We start from the raw sequence: 15001 nt of genomic DNA on the forward strand, positions 1-15001 counted from the left end.
ATGAAAAAGAAGGTTGTAGGAGTCAGCGGAAACAGAAGAAGTTGGAGTGATTTTGAAAGGGATTATGTAAATACCCACTATACAGATTCCATAGAGATGGCAGGGGCAGTTCCTCTCATTCTTCCCATTACCACGAGAGAGGAGACAATTAAAAGCTATATAGATATGGTAGATGTACTTATTCTCTCTGGAGGGCATGATATGGATCCGGTTTACTACAATGAGGAAGTCCTTCCCGAGGGAGATATGCCCTTTAGGGATAGGGATGCCTTTGATATGCTTCTTATAAGGTATGCAGTGGAGAAGGGGATTCCTATCTTAGGTATATGCCGGGGGATGCAGGTTCTCAATGTATATTTTGGAGGAAGCCTCTACCAGGACCTCAAGTACAATAAGAATGTTTACCTTAAGCATATTCAGGAGAGCTCTCCAGGAGAGCACGTACACAAGGTAGCAATAGAGGAGGACTCGGTTCTTTCAGAGATCTTTGGGGAGGAGTTATGGGTGAACTCCTACCATCACCAGCTTGTAAAGGAGGTAGGTGAAGGCTTAAAAGTTACAGGGAGGGCCAGCGATATGGCTGTGGAGCTCATCGAGTGGAGAGATAGCAGTAGGTTTATAGTAGGGGTCCAGTGGCATCCAGAGATGATGTATTCCAGCGGTTCAAGGGAGATGGGCAGGATATTTAAACTGCTTTTAGAGTGGGCATAGAAAAACAAAAATTAAAAAGGGGGAGTTATATGAAGAGAGTTTTATTGCTGCTAATGGTATGCGTATGGCTTGTATCGTGTGGTAAGAAGGAGACAGAGGTTCCCAAGAAGGATACCCTTGTATACGCTCAGTTGACGGAAGCTAAGAGTTTGGATCCTCATGCAAGTACCGACCAGTATTCTCAGAGGGTGATAGCCAATATCTATGACAGGCTTGTGGAAGTGGATGAGGATATGAATATCATTCCCAGCTTTGCCACAGAGTGGAAGAATGATGGTGATACCACAATGGTATTCAAATTAAGGGAAGGAGTAAAGTTTCACAGCGGAAAGGAGGCAACTGCTGAGGATGTAAAGTTTTCACTGGAAAGGGCAATGGGATCTCCCAAGCTGGGGAGTCTGTATACCCTCTTTGATAGGATAGAAGTTGTGGATAAGTACACTGTATCTGTAACCACGAAGAAGCCCTTTGGAGCCCTCCTCTACCACCTGTCCCATAAATCTGCCTCCATCCTCAATAAGGAGTTTGTAGAGGAGAATGAGGGGAATATAGATCAGATAGCAGACGGTACCGGGGCCTATATGCTGGATTCGTGGACAGCTGGGGACAATATAGTTCTAAAGAGAAATGCCCAGTACTTTAGAGGGGAACCAGCTATCGAGTATATCAAGATCAGGAGTATAGCTGAGGAGAACAGTAAGGTGATAGGCCTTGAGACTGGAGAGATAGACATTGCTGCTGATTTAGAGTCTATGTCCAGAAATACAATCCTTGAAAATAATAACCTTATCCTTGCTGAGACCAGTTCCTTCAGTGTTCAGTACCTAGGAATGAATGTGGAAAAGCCATATCTGAACGATATCAAAGTGAGAAAGGCAATTGCAATGGCTATAGATAAGGATATAATCATTGAAACTATTCTCATGGGAGCTATGAAGGAGGCCAACAGCTTCCTTGCTCCAGGTGTTTTTGGATATTCCAAGAGTGCAGCTACTTATGAATACAATCCAGAGGAAGCTAGGAAGCTTATAGAGGAAACTGGATATGAAAACATCGAGCTTACTGTACTTACAAGTAACAATACCACAAGAGCGCAGATATGTGAGGTAATTCAGGCACAGCTCAAGGAGATCGGAGTAGATCTTAAGATAGAGATTGTAGAGTGGGGAACATTCCTTTCAGCTACATCCTCTGGTAAAGCTGAACTCTATATGCTTGGTTGGTCTCCATCTACAGGTGACGGGGATTACGGACTTGTTCCCAATACCCACAGTGCCAACAAGGGAAGCGGAGGAAACAGAAGCTTCTATGAGAACAAGGAGCTGGACAGAGTGCTAGACATGGCCAAGGAGGAGCTTGATGTAGACAGGAGAAGGGACCTCTATGCTGAGGCTCAGGATATTATAAATGAGGATGTACCGGTACTTCCCCTCTACTATCAGTTATCCAATGCAGGATTAAACAAATCTGTAAAGGGATATGTGCAGACATCAGCAAACTATCCATACTTTTACAAACTAAGTTTTCAATAGAAAATTAAAGAGACAGGCTGCCTAAGCAGCCTGTCTTTTGTTATTAAGGAAAGTATAGAAATTATATAAATCTACATGAAATAATAAGTGTTCCAATTGGTTATTGGAATGTAACTTCACTTTATTTTTTATAGTTAAGGAAGGTATAAAGTTATAGATTATTCTCACCGATAAAGCCCCACTGCATAAAATTAGAAGGGTGGAGCGTCACGATCCTTTAAAAGGATTTTTTTATAGCTATTCCCAGGGTATTTCCATCTATTCCCGGATTGTTGTCGGTTATTCCTGCATTGGATATATGCCAGATTGTCCCCTTAAGGATGAGTTCAGTGTCCTCACAGAGAGCATAGCTGAGTCCCACTCCGATATTCTCCTTGAAGTTGAAGTTGTCGTGCTGGCTGGTGTTGTAGGTATTCAGGTACATAAATCCAAGGCCTCCAAAAATAATAAACTTCCACTGGGGGGCGAGGATAAACTCCTTGTTGAGATTTATCATAACCCCAGGATCCAGAGTGCCGTCAGCTACATGGATGAAGGGTTCCCCGCTTATGTAGAAGGTAGGAGAAAAGTTATATAGGGGAAGGGCAGACTGTATATACCAACCGTCATATGTTTTTTCATTGGTGCTGTTTAAATATCCTCCCTCTAAAGACAGATCTATCGAAGGTGTTATCACTGTAAGAGAAAGGAAGAGAAAAGAGAGTATTTTTTTCATTGTATCCTCCTAATGAAGCAGGTCTATTTACCTATAATTAGGAGCAATGTTGGCTAAATCCTTTTATATAACAAAAACTTTCCAGTGATATTTTATAAACTGGAAAGTTTCATTATATTTATATTCTTATTAGAACTTCATAGTACAGCTGATACCAAAGGCAAGGAAGCTTTTCTCATACTTCACTGAAGGGAAGCTTGCCTCCGTTCCGTTAAAGTCCTTCTCCTCTCCAGAGGCTGTAGCTGTGTCATAGGAGATCTGAGCTACCGATAGTAACCACTCCTGATTTGGATTGGGCCTGTACTTTATACCTGTACCAATGATGTGGGAATCTAGGGCATACTCCACATCTGAATATGTCTCTTCATTAGCTCCCGTATCAGCATAGTTATAACCCAGGGTCCACGACCACTTTTCATTTATCAGATACTCCATACCTACATTCAGCTCGTATCCATTGTCATAACCATTCTGTCCGTCAAGGTCGGCATCCTTTACAAAGTAGTAGTTACCCCCTGCCATAATAACAAGCCTGTCTGTAAGCTTATGGGATGCTCCAAGGGCAAGCATTGCAGGGAGATCTCTGTATCTCTTATCCCCGTCTGCATACTGAGGATAGAAATCTAGGAATCCAATCTCTTTATTAAGGATTTTTGCTGGGTCATCTGTAGCATCTGCCTCAAACTTCAGCTTAACCTTTGTTTCATATCTGGCAGCAAAGTTCCACCTGTCATTGGGCATATAGTTTACACCAAAGATTCCTCCAACTCCCCAGGCCTCCCTCTCAGAGTCGATGGTGAAGTCTTTCTTCTGTACAATCATCCCCTCAACTGGTTCAGTAACCCCATCATATTTAGCATATCCCTTGAGCTCTCTGGTAGCATAGACTACTCTACCTGCTGCTGAAAGCGCCCACTTTTCGTTTAGAGCCCAAGCCCTACCAAGGGTAGCTCCAAAGTACTTGTTGCTTCCCTCAAAGCTGGAATCTTTCATATATACATTTTCAAAGGGATTAAACCCTAATTTTGGTATGAGTTTCGCTCCCTGTTGGTTCAAGATACCTGGGATCTTTCCTGAACCAGGTACTCCGTCATCATACTCAAGAGTAGCTCCCCCACCAATTACTCCTATGGAGAAGTAGGTGGCTGTGCTCCCATTTTTGTTGACAAAGTTTATGTTTGGAATTACCGGTTCAAAGGTATCTGAGTCATAGTCCTTTCCCTCAGACTTCATCCCCTCGTGGATAAATCCAAATTGGTTTCCAATCTGTAGATATCTACCATCCTCCAGGTGCACAATACCTGCAGGGTTATAATTACTTCCGTCTACAGAAATAATAGCATTTTGAGCCGGGTTTCCAAGATATGCAGGTGACTGGTTCATAAGGTAGTCAACACTTGCAGAGTAGGAAACATGGCCAATACAACTTAGTAGTAATAACTTTTTAAGAATTTTCATAATCTCTCTCATCAGGATTAATAGCTTCCTTTATAAAAAACCTTCCAGTTTCCAGCAGATTTTTCTTTATATACTCATCTGAAGGATCCTCTATATAACCAGTACAGGTAAGGGTAGCTAGTCCCTGGGCATAGATCCATCCCTTGTTTAAAAGCCAGTCGGCTCTCTCACAGCTGAGGTTCTGGAACCTGGGATCCCTTGCAAACTGCTCCTTTATAAGGGCTTTAAAGTCCTCTAATATCTCCTGTATTAAGTCATTGTAGGGCGTTGCTCTTAAGAAGATAGATCTGAAGAGTTCCTTCTCCTCCCTGGCAAAGAGAACTACTCCCATCCCTACATTTAGGAGAACAAGGTCGGTATAATCCTCCCTTATATACTCCATAAACTTATTTTTGGCGAGCTTAAGTAACTCCTCCTTTACCTCATCCATAGAGGAAAAAAAGGTATAGATAGGAATAGTAGAAGAGTTCATCTCCCTGGCTAGATTTCTGGCGCTAATATCCTGAAGTCCCCTTTCAACTAATATTTTATAAGCATAATTTAAAATAACTTCTCGAGAATAAACTGCTTTCTTAGGCATTAATTAACCTCCTAGGTGTTATGCATAGGCAATATAATATAACACTCTTTTCTTTGTTAAGTCAATATTTTTAAAGGGTTATAACTATATATAAAAAACATAAAATAACACCTATGTTTTATGCACAGGTGTTATATAACGTCCGTCGGTATCTTTTAAAATATGAAAATATTAGATTTTTGACCTCTAAATTAAAACAAAAGATACAGGTTCTTTTTTACAAAAAAAATTAAAGGCTATCTTTTCAGATAGCCTTTAGTGGATATACTTTATTCCTCTTCCTTAGTAGGTGGCTTTTTCATCTTGGCAACTACAAAGGCTGCTACTGCTGCTGCCACAGCACCTAAAGCAACAAATATTCCCTTGGAATTATCTTTTTCCTCTACCTTCTCCTCAGGAACTACAGGAGGCTCAACCTCCTCTACCTTCTTGGTGGTTTCCTCATCCACCTTCACCTTTTCCTCTACCTCTTTAACTATGGCAGTATCGATCTCCTCATCAGCTGGCTCAGGGACAGGTGTAATAGTTTTTGGAGGTGATTTCTTCCTTGGAGCTGGTTTCTTGTATACAGGCTTAGCTACTGGGGCAACCTCTTGAACACTGTCTTCAACCTGAGGCTCTTCTTCTTCTTCCACTACAAGAACCTCCTCTTCAACCTGAGGTTCCCCTATCTCCTCTACTACCTCTTCCTCAACTATAATTGTACTTTTAACTACCTCTGGTTTATCCTCCTGCTTTGGCTCGGTTTTGGCACATCCCACAACGAGCATGAGGGCAAATATGAGCATCAAGAGTTTTTTCATAGAAATCACCTTCTTTATCTTTATTCTTACTTCTCAATACTTTTTTCTGTAAGAGGAGGATAATTCCTTCAAATAAATTACGTATTTAAGATTGCCTGTACCTCTTATGCTATCTTGAAGGTCTGTAATCTATAGGTGAGCTTCCAAATAACTTCTCTTCCCGTCTGGCTTCCAGTTCTACAGCTAGCATCTCCTCAGCGATATGTGTCATATTTCTAAGGGTTTCCGGAGGACATACCTTTTCTACCTCTACTCCGTGTATCTTTTTAAGGTGGGTATAGTTCTTCCACAGCCACTGTTTAACCCTCTTGGCATCGGATGGTCTCCTGAGGAGTTCCAGTATCTCTATCCTTATCCTGTTGATCTCCTGGAGAGATGTGACCTTGGAAAAGGAAGCGATTCGATGTCCCAGCTCCCTTGAACTCTTCTCATCTATCTCCTGGCAGAGAAACTTGAGGGTATGCCATATCTCAAAGAGGTCGGACACTGTATCGATATCCCTTCTCTTGAGCCATGTAAAGGCAGTTAGCCTTCTTCTCCAGTCCCACCACTTAACTGGGCTCTGGAGATCTGCTGCAGGAATTAAAAATATCTCCTTCTTCAGTAGAAGGGCACCAAATACTCCAGGGGGCTTACCCAGACGCTGATTCTTCAGAGTAGTTCTGTATACCCCGCAGCTGGGGCTCCCCTCCATAAAGATATAGGCGTCCACATCTGCCCTCTCGAGAGTTTCCATACAGGCCTTTGCCCCTGCCCTCATCATAGAGCTGACGTTTCGCCCGTGACGGTTTTTAATCTGGGCACCCCCATCCCAGAAGTCTATACCATTTCCTCCTACAAGCTTTATAGGTGGTCTTGGAACTCCCATACCGGACATCACCTCTGGACATACTGGTGTCCAGAGGAAATTAGCCCTCTCCCTCTTTAGATATCCCAGCATATCCCAACCCTTAGCATTATACCTCACCTTGGCTCCATACATACAAGCAGAGATTCCTATCTTCATTCTATCGGTTAAAGTGTGTTCCATATTATCCTCCCTCCCTCAATACTTTTTCTACTCTATCTATATACTCCTCCATATGAAATTTCCTTTCTAGGCCCGAAGCCATCATGCACCTTACCTTTCCATAGATAGCTCTCTCCTTCCAGGCTCTGTCATGCTTGCCAAAACACCAGGCCACTCCAGTATAGGAGTTGGGATCCCTTCCGTCTATAAAGTACTTATTGTTCAGGTAGATGGCTCTTTCATAGGCAGCTTCAGGTGTTTCCGACCACTCCAGGATCTTTTTGCACCAGTACATCCTCATATACCCATGCATATAACCTGTTCCCACCATCTCCCTCTGGGCAGTATTCCAGTAGAGGTCATGGGTGCTCCCCTCCTCCAACTCCTTCAGGGTGTAGAGGTATTCCCTCTCATCTGAAGTGTGGATCCTCATGGTATCGTATGCCCAGGAATAGGTGATTCTATCCCACTTATCGTAGTTTTCATTGTAGTAGATGAAGTTAAAGGCAAGCTCCCTCCTTATAATGAGTTCCTCTAGAAAGTCCTCTACATCACCGGCGTTTTGAGGATTTCTTTCCTTCAGTACCCTTGTGGCTATCTCCAGGGGGGAGATCTGTCCAAAGTGGAGGTAGGGAGATAGCTTAGAGACACTCTCCTTTCCTGGATTACTACCCAGGGAACTGTAGGTGTCCAAGCCCTCCTCTAAAAACTCCTCCAATCTCCTCTGAGCCGCTTTCTCTCCTCCTTCAAAGACCTTAGACCTGTCTACACTCCTGTCCAGCTTCAGCCTTCCACAGAGCTCTTCAGAATCTTCTTCAGGGAGAATTATAGACTTCCACCCATCTACAATCTTTCTTGCTACCTTTTTACCTACTCTGTACTCCTCCTGCTGAAAATCATAGAGGAAGTCATCTAAAACCCTTTTTATCTTAGGCCTTATAGTTCTTGCCCCATACTCCTCCTTATTGGAGGCCACCTCCACTGGTACCACAAGGTTGGACTCCACCTCTATCATTGGACAATTTATCCTATCAGCGATCTCTCCTCTCCACATTTTATCCATCTTCATATATCCCTTATCACATATAAGAAGTAAGGCATTCCGGGAGATCTCCAAGATATTTTCAACTATATCTCCATAGAGGAGAAAAAACTCTATCCCCCTTCCCTTCAATTCCTTCCTGACATCTATGAGCCCCTCCATCATAAAGTAGTAGTGCCTGTAGTTAGCTTCAGGATAATCATCCATGAGATTAAAAAATACCACCAGGGGAACTCCCATTCTGTTTGCTTCCATTACTCCATACTCCAGGGAGTGGTTGTACCTGGTCCTCTGGTTTCCCTGCATCCAGTAGGCCACATACTTTCCTTCCTCTTTTTGGATATCATTTATCCTTTTAAACCTTTCCTCCATACTTTCTCCCCCCTTCATCTATATGTGATATACTCTGTCTCTGAATAAAACCTTTAACTAAAATTTAATAATACCCTTGCATTATACTTGTTTAGATGTTATTATTGTATCGATTTCAAATTTGAGGAGGATGTTGTGGAGATTAAAGATCAGATCGTTGACCTGTTAAAAAAATCTGAACCCCTAAAGGGTGGAGAGATAGCTGAGAAGCTTGGAGTGGAAAAAAAGGATGTAGACAAAGCAATCAAAGCATTAAAGAAGGAGGAGACAGTGATCTCCCCGAAGAGATGCTTCTACTCTGTGGAAAAGTAATAAAAAACCTGAACTCCAAAGTTCAGGTTTTTTATTTTATTCAATTTATCCTTCCCTTATATCCACTACCCGTTATTCAAAATACCCCCACAACATACTAAATATTATAAGACCTCCCAATACCGTGATTCCCATTGTAAAATCAAACATATAGTTAGCGAGCAATCCTACTGTTGCTATAATTCCCCATGTATAGTTTCTGTTAGATGTTTTTACCCCAAGTCTTAAAGCTTCAGAAAACTCTTGGTCCGTTAATGTACCCTTATCCATCTTACTCTTTAAATATTTCCTTCTGTCGTCTCTTCGCTTCATCTTTTCATACTTAAGGTTTTCCCCCAGTACATCGATTATCACTAACTCTACAACCTGGAAGTCATAGATCTTCCCCAGCTCCATCTTAGAAATTGCCTCTGTTAACTCTCTTCCCCAGCTGCACTCATTGTCATCTGGTACCCTGTACCTTACCTCCTCCCCTTGTGGATCTATAAACAGTGCTTCTCCATCCTTATAATTAATAAACTTCATTTCTTTTTGTGTTCTCATAGGTCTTCATTCCTCTCTAACTTTAAACATAATCTAACTATTCCTTGATTCCCTTCCTCTGTGATATGTCTTTTCAGAATCATATACAGAACTTTCCCAATACAAATCCTCATAAAGGGTTTAGTATTTCATACAATTAAATTTTCGCTGCCAAACTTCCAAGCCCCTCTTTAGACCCTTAAAATTCCAGCCTGTATGAGCACACCCATTAATTCAGCCATGCTATATTCTCCGCTTCTGATCCTTATTCCTGCCACTGGCTGGCTCTGCCTCATCCCCTTGTAAACCTTCATCTCATTACCATGCTTTCTGATACTTAAAACCTGTTCCTCCTTGCTTGCCCCCCTGTAGACCCTGATGACTCCCTTGTGTTCCCTTGCATTGTAAAGGAGGGGGTTCATGGTTTTTCCTGAAAAGATTCTTACCGATCCACGGCTCCCTCTTATGTTTGCCTCAGGCCTCTTTTTACTGTCCCCTTTATACAGTCTTAAGACCTCCCCCTCCCTTCTGATTATTGCAAGTTGCCTGGTTGATACTGAATCTGAGTAGAGCCTGATCCCTTCATGGAATTTCCTTGAGTGTAGTATCTCCCTGTCCCCTACATAGACCGACATCCTGCTATAAGTAATAACATTCAGTGTGATCATTAAAAACAGAATAACTTTCTTCATCTCACTCCTTAGTATTCAAAGTGTGGTAGGAGCTGCCCCTTATATCTGTAATACATCTCCTTAGTATTATTCTTCTGATATAGTCGTCTTTGAATAATCTCCCCCTCTCCAGTTTTAAACTTTAGCCATCCAATAGCTTGACTGTTGTTGTAGGAAGAGACTATTCTTGTCCTTCTCTCCTCTATAAGTTTGAAAATCATCCTTCATCTACCTCGCTCTAATAATATTTTGTATCTAAAATCCCCCTATATGTTGATGCATAATTGTCTGTTATTGTTATTTCAACCCTTTCTGCCTCTCTAAAAAATTCATGGAATCTCTCATAGCTACCGGGGTTCCCTTCTCTTGAGATTACCGTCTTTCCAAATCTTCTACTTCTGAACCCTATCTCATCTCCAGCCTCATTTACTGCGGTTATTCTATATCCCCCTGTATGCATCTTATTGATATTCCCCTTTCCTGGATATATCTGAAATAAGAAACCATTGCTATCAACTAAAACCCTCATAGTAATCTTATGATCTTTTATAGCTCTTGAATCAGAATAAGATGCTCTGGATAATGTCTTTGATCTGTATAGATTTTCTGTTGTGTATCCACCAATAAACCACTGTCTCTGCTCCCTCTCGTATCTCTCATTCTCCTCTATAGATATCGCCTTTGATCCTCTGCTGAAGAACTTTCCTGATTTTAAATCATTGTTATTGCTCTCCTCGCTGCAGCTCAGCATGACTACCGTTAATATACCTAGTACAAATAATCTACTTACCTTCATACTTTCCTTTATTCATGTTTCCTAAAACCATTTCTGGCTTTTTCCAACATGGATTCAAATGTCTTGGTACTGTGAAAGTCACAGAAACCGTGGGGCTGAACCCAGTTGCTCTCCTCCTCCATTAGCTGGCAAATGTAGATACTTTGTCCCTCTGCTCTTCTCCCTGTGTCACAATTACTGCAAACTAACTTTGCCTTATTGTACCCCATATCTTCTCTCTTCATTTTTTTAGCCATTGTTCTGCCTCCTCTTTCCACTAGTAATTGTTCAAGTGATTTTACCAACTTTTTGGAGACCTTCCATTGACATTATCAATAAAAAGAGAAAAATATTCTACAGTAACGGTATACTCGGTATTTATTTCGATTAGTTTTTTAAAATTTGGATATAGCCTCCCCTATTTGAGCTTTTGGGTAGCTGTTTGATAGTACCAAATTTTGATCTTCCACACCTCTTCTTTGTATTTTAATCCCGGGATAGCATATTAAATTTGAAAGAAAAAGCAACGTGACGTTGCATCCTTTCGAACCCTATGTAATGGCTCTTTATAATGGAGTTAATCTATAATTCTATACTTTCCTTAACAATAAAAAAAGCCTGAACTTTATAGTTCAGGCTCACTTCTTATTATGCTCTGTCTACTCTTATCCTTGCCTTCATTCCCTCGGTGAGGGGAAGGTTTTTACCCTCATAGTTACAGAAGTAGTAGTCTTTACTGTCATGTTCAACCCTTCCTCTGTACCACTTGCCCTCTATAGAAACCTCGATTATATTTCCACAGGTAAAGTAGAACTCAGGCATAGTATCTAAGTTATACCTGCCCTGACTATTGAGGAGAAGAACTCCCTCCTTAACCTCCCGGGTAAGGTGCTCCAGTTCGTGGATAGCTTCCTCTATCTCCCCGGTGAGATACTCAACAATTGAATATGCTTTTTCATCCTCAAACTTATCTGTAGGGTCTACCTCCAATACCTCTCTATTCCTCTCGTTAACCTTCTTTAATTCATTTATAATCTCAAGATATCTTTCAGCTAACATCTGGCTCCCCCCTTTTTTTATCAATTCCATATAAGTGTATTCTAAAAAAACCGATGAAACCTTTTTTTTGAGAAACATTTAAGGTGTCAAAAAAGGGAGACCCGCCTGCTTTTAAACAGGCGGGTAAAATCATGAAAAAGAAAATGTTTTATCTTACTTATGCATTTTTTAGTCGTAGAGAACTTCTAAAAAGTTTAATTTATCTTCTCTTTTTTTGCATTATTTTTTATGAGCTCCTGGATCCATACCAGGGTAAGAGCCAGATACATATAGATCATTCCCAGGGTGAGGACGGGGTGTTTTATATACTCAATGAGATTTTCCCCTCTGTAGAGCACTCCCCTGAAGAAATACCATCTTCTCACTGTCTTCATGAAGCCTCCATCCTCACTTTCTATGGTCCTGTCCATTACTGAAAAGTAGTACCTCTTCTTTTGGAGGATATTCTTAAGGGTAACCCTCTTCTCATTGTGAGCTACTCCAGTGAACTCAGCTCTCTCAATAATCCCTCCCTGTTCCAGATATCTTATTGTAGGCTGAGTCTCCTCAAAGGCTATCTGATTAAAGTTTATCCCTCCAGATCTCTCATACTCCTCTGTTCTCCAGAATCTGGCAGCTTCAATAGATGTTTTTCCCAGAAACCTTCCAGCTCTATTTACAACATTCCTCTCAAATACCTTTACCTTGGAAAAGAAGTTATCGTGATCTGTAAAGGCCCTTTCCGGTATAACCAGGGAACCTATCTGAGGGTTGTTCATGAGGTAGGAGATGCACTTTTCACAGAGGTCTTCCTCTAATATCATATCCGAGTCTATAATATAGATGTAGTCGGGATTTAGCTCCCTGGCTCTTTTCAGAGCCTTCTTTCTGGCTATCCCCCTCTCCCCGTGAGGAAGGAATATAGGGTGAAAGTTAGTGTGTCCATTGGAGATCTTTTTAAGGATAGCAGGAGTAGAATCGGTAGATCCGTCATCAGCTACCACCACATGAATATTTGCTCCCCTCTGATTAAGGGAACTCATGACACAGCTCTCTATAATCTCCTCATTGTTGTATGCTGACAGCAGTATAACTAAGGTCTTCATCTCTCTACCTCCAGTCCCTCGATAAATCTATCGAAGTGGTCTTTTGTATTTCCCCAGTGAAAATTCAGTGAGAACTCATAGGCCGCTTCCCTCATGAGGCTATACTTCTCCCTTTCCTCTATAACCTGCCTCATCTGGTAGATGAGCTCTCCCACACTATTCTCCCTGCACAGGTAGCCAGCTTCCCCGAGGTTGAGGGCATCTCTAATACCTGCAGAATCAAATCCGATACTCGGTGTTCCCACAGCAGCAGCTTCTGTTATAATAAGGCCCCATCCCTCCCTCAGTGAAGGAAAGAGAAGGCAGTGGGCTCTGCTCATGAGTTCTAGCTTCTTCTCCTCTGACACAAATCCCCAATAGGTGACATCTGGATTGTCCCCCTCCCTTGAAAGGGAGTACTTCTCCTCTATGGGCTTCAGTACCTCCTCTATATACACCTCCTTCTTCTTCCCTACGAGCCACAGCCTGGCCTCAGGATAGAGGCCTTTTATCTGCCCAAAGGCCTCTAGAGCTTTATCTATTCCCTTGTAGTTGGAATACCTCCCCACATAGATGAAGGTAGGCTTCTCCTCCTTGGGAAGGAAGTTGTCCCTATTCCATGGGATGAAGTCGATTCCCTCTGGAAGGATAGTTACCCTCTCAGGCTTGAAGCCGATCCTCACCAGGTCCTCCTTGGTGGAGTTGGAAACTGTAATTGTGGGATCCCTCCTGGAAAACCTCAGGAAGGGTGTTTCAGTATATTTTCCTATCAGGTTTATGGGGAAGGCAGTGTTCATATCCCAGATCTCCCTGGTAAGCTGATGGATGAAGAAGATCCTCTTTTTCTCTTTCACCCAAAACCTACTGAAGAATCGGTGGGTATTACACTGGTCAACTACATAGTCTATACTCTCTCTGTTCTCTCTGTAGTAGTTTCTGGCCTCCAGTATAACTGAGAGCATGCCCCCTCTTCGGATATATCTTATTCCGTCTATGATCTCCTCTCCTTCAGCTCCTTCAAAGAGGGGGGAAAAGTGGGTTATCTCATAGCGATCCCTGTCCAGCCTCTTTATCATCTCATGGGTAAATATCTCAGCTCCTCCCATCTTAGGAGCCTTTATATCTCTCCAGGAGAGAAAAAGAATCCTTTTCTTCTTAGCATATTCCTTCTTCATCCTTAACCGCCCCCTCAAAATAAAATATAGTAAAAAGAGTTAAAAATAGCAGTGTATAGAAACCTATTCCCCCATATAAAAAGTAGTCGATGCTCCTTCCATAGTGTAGAAGGAAGAAGCTAAATAGCAGCGCAGTCCCTCCAAGGGGAAGGATATACTTCCTTCTGTCCAGGATAATATTTAAGTTAACCAGATAGAAGCTGTCTACCAGAGCTATATACATAAATGCTCCCCTTAGAAGATACTCTGAGGCTTTTATATACTCTGCTCCAAAGAGATAGGCTACCGAAAGGGGCAGAATAGTCTCATAGGCTATAAGCATCAAAAACTGTACTCCCAGAAGGATGAAAAAGTATTTTCTGGCTCTCTCCTTGAAGACCTTTTTGTCTCCTACCTGGGAACTGAGGTTTGGAATAAAAACCGTAATAAGACTAAATGAGACAAAGAGTATAATCTGGCTGTATCTTAAGACCACAGCGTATATCCCGGAAATAGATGAAAGATTGTAGTTTATTATTATCATATCTATGGATGTAAAGTAATAGATAAAAAAGTTGGAGAGAAATATCAGTATTGTCTGCTTTGCCACAGGGGAGATACTTCCCTCACCCCTGACAATCACCCTCTTTATCTTTAGCTTTATGATACCGTGGAGCATAGCTGTACACATACCAAAGGCAACACTTAGAAGAACAACCTCTATCCTGTTGAACCTTGGGAGGAAAACTACCAGAAAGAGGATCTTGGAGAGAACCTCTATATAGAAGTTTATGTTCAGATTTAAAAACTGCTTCTCCCCCTGGAAGATCCCCCTCAATATACTCAAAAAGAGATTTAGAAGGAAGATACTCAGGGTAATTCCCAGGGCCAGGTGGGACCCTCTGGTAAAGGTAGCTATCCTTCCTGAAAAGCTCAGAAAGAATAGGCAGATAATAACAACATAGACAAAGGCCGTCTTATATATCCTCTTGGCCCCGACCCCCTTTTTGGCCACCTCCTTAGCTGTAAAGGTCTGAAAGGATATCCCGGTAACCAGGAGAATAGCCAGTATACTCAAAATAGCATTGAGGGTACCATAGCTTCTCTGACTCAGATACCAGCTGCAAAAGATATGAAAGAAGTAGTTTACTCCATTTAGGGCGATATCCAATACGGGAAAAACCTTTGCCTGGTGCTTTAATATCAGTGACTTTACCTCCAT

General features: G+C 41.8%; 18 protein-coding genes. 3 read left to right on the top strand and 15 right to left on the bottom strand.

Going from position 1 to position 15001, the window contains the following annotated elements:
- Positions 1-711, top strand: a complete 711-nt coding sequence (locus QMG11_RS01685; protein WP_281832882.1) for a gamma-glutamyl-gamma-aminobutyrate hydrolase family protein — start codon at positions 1-3, stop codon at positions 709-711.
- 29 nt (positions 712-740) lie between these two features.
- The gene (locus QMG11_RS01690; protein ID WP_281832884.1) at positions 741-2243 is read left to right on the top strand and encodes an ABC transporter substrate-binding protein; all 1503 of its coding nucleotides are present in this window, start codon (positions 741-743) and stop codon (positions 2241-2243) included.
- A 217-nt stretch (positions 2244-2460) separates the two neighbouring features.
- On the opposite strand, the gene QMG11_RS01695 is transcribed toward QMG11_RS01690, so the two are convergent.
- The 6 genes from QMG11_RS01695 to QMG11_RS01720 all read right to left on the bottom strand — a co-directional run bounded on the left by QMG11_RS01695 (position 2461) and on the right by QMG11_RS01720 (position 8222).
- Positions 2461-2958 carry an acyloxyacyl hydrolase gene (locus QMG11_RS01695; protein WP_281832886.1) on the bottom strand — a complete coding sequence of 166 codons (498 nt, stop codon included), beginning with the start codon at positions 2956-2958 and terminating at the stop codon, positions 2461-2463.
- 129 nt (positions 2959-3087) lie between these two features.
- Positions 3088-4416, bottom strand: coding sequence for an OmpP1/FadL family transporter (locus tag QMG11_RS01700; RefSeq protein WP_281832888.1), 1329 nt, complete (start codon positions 4414-4416; stop codon positions 3088-3090).
- Positions 4403-4996: a TetR/AcrR family transcriptional regulator gene (locus tag QMG11_RS01705; RefSeq protein WP_281832890.1), complete on the bottom strand. Its 594-nt coding sequence runs from the start codon at positions 4994-4996 to the stop codon at positions 4403-4405. Before QMG11_RS01705 ends, QMG11_RS01700 begins: the two co-directional genes overlap by 14 nt.
- Before the next feature lie 269 nt (positions 4997-5265).
- The gene (locus QMG11_RS01710) at positions 5266-5799 is read right to left on the bottom strand and encodes a hypothetical protein (protein WP_281832892.1); all 534 of its coding nucleotides are present in this window, start codon (positions 5797-5799) and stop codon (positions 5266-5268) included.
- Positions 5800-5908: 109 nt separating this feature from the next.
- Positions 5909-6829, bottom strand: a complete 921-nt coding sequence (locus QMG11_RS01715) for a 2-thiouracil desulfurase family protein (protein WP_281832895.1) — start codon at positions 6827-6829, stop codon at positions 5909-5911.
- A gap of 1 nt (position 6830) precedes the next feature.
- Positions 6831-8222 (bottom strand): deoxyribodipyrimidine photo-lyase, encoded by a 1392-nt coding sequence (locus tag QMG11_RS01720; RefSeq protein WP_281832897.1) that lies wholly within the window; start codon positions 8220-8222, stop codon positions 6831-6833.
- Between the two features lie 135 nt (positions 8223-8357).
- Here QMG11_RS01720 and QMG11_RS01725 point away from each other — a divergent pair, with 135 nt between their 5' ends.
- Positions 8358-8534, top strand: a complete 177-nt coding sequence (locus QMG11_RS01725; RefSeq protein ID WP_281832900.1) for an HTH domain-containing protein — start codon at positions 8358-8360, stop codon at positions 8532-8534.
- 72 nt (positions 8535-8606) lie between these two features.
- Here the strand turns inward: QMG11_RS01725 and QMG11_RS01730 are convergent, their stop codons facing one another.
- The 9 genes from QMG11_RS01730 to QMG11_RS01770 all read right to left on the bottom strand — a co-directional run bounded on the left by QMG11_RS01730 (position 8607) and on the right by QMG11_RS01770 (position 15001).
- Entirely contained in the window at positions 8607-9077 is a 471-nt protein-coding gene (locus tag QMG11_RS01730) for a hypothetical protein (RefSeq protein WP_281832902.1), read from the bottom strand.
- A 170-nt stretch (positions 9078-9247) separates the two neighbouring features.
- Entirely contained in the window at positions 9248-9748 is a 501-nt protein-coding gene (locus QMG11_RS01735; protein WP_281832904.1) for a hypothetical protein, read from the bottom strand.
- An 8-nt stretch (positions 9749-9756) separates the two neighbouring features.
- Complete coding sequence (locus QMG11_RS01740; RefSeq protein ID WP_281832906.1) at positions 9757-9948, bottom strand: hypothetical protein; 192 nt, start codon at positions 9946-9948, stop codon at positions 9757-9759.
- Positions 9949-9965: 17 nt separating this feature from the next.
- On the bottom strand, positions 9966-10523 hold the full coding sequence (locus QMG11_RS01745) for a hypothetical protein (protein WP_281832908.1): 558 nt from the start codon (positions 10521-10523) through the stop codon (positions 9966-9968).
- 8 nt (positions 10524-10531) lie between these two features.
- Positions 10532-10759: a hypothetical protein gene (locus QMG11_RS01750; protein ID WP_281832910.1), complete on the bottom strand. Its 228-nt coding sequence runs from the start codon at positions 10757-10759 to the stop codon at positions 10532-10534.
- Positions 10760-11150: 391 nt separating this feature from the next.
- On the bottom strand, positions 11151-11561 hold the full coding sequence (locus tag QMG11_RS01755) for a DUF5348 domain-containing protein (protein WP_281832911.1): 411 nt from the start codon (positions 11559-11561) through the stop codon (positions 11151-11153).
- Between the two features lie 194 nt (positions 11562-11755).
- Positions 11756-12646 (bottom strand): glycosyltransferase family 2 protein, encoded by an 891-nt coding sequence (locus QMG11_RS01760; protein WP_281832912.1) that lies wholly within the window; start codon positions 12644-12646, stop codon positions 11756-11758.
- The gene (locus tag QMG11_RS01765; protein ID WP_281832913.1) at positions 12643-13800 is read right to left on the bottom strand and encodes a glycosyltransferase family 4 protein; all 1158 of its coding nucleotides are present in this window, start codon (positions 13798-13800) and stop codon (positions 12643-12645) included. Before QMG11_RS01765 ends, QMG11_RS01760 begins: the two co-directional genes overlap by 4 nt.
- Positions 13781-15001 (bottom strand): MATE family efflux transporter, encoded by a 1221-nt coding sequence (locus tag QMG11_RS01770; protein ID WP_281832915.1) that lies wholly within the window; start codon positions 14999-15001, stop codon positions 13781-13783. The genes QMG11_RS01765 and QMG11_RS01770 overlap by 20 nt, the downstream gene beginning before the upstream one ends.

The organism is Propionigenium maris DSM 9537, assembly GCF_027925155.1.
GTDB lineage: Bacteria > Fusobacteriota > Fusobacteriia > Fusobacteriales > Fusobacteriaceae > Propionigenium > Propionigenium maris.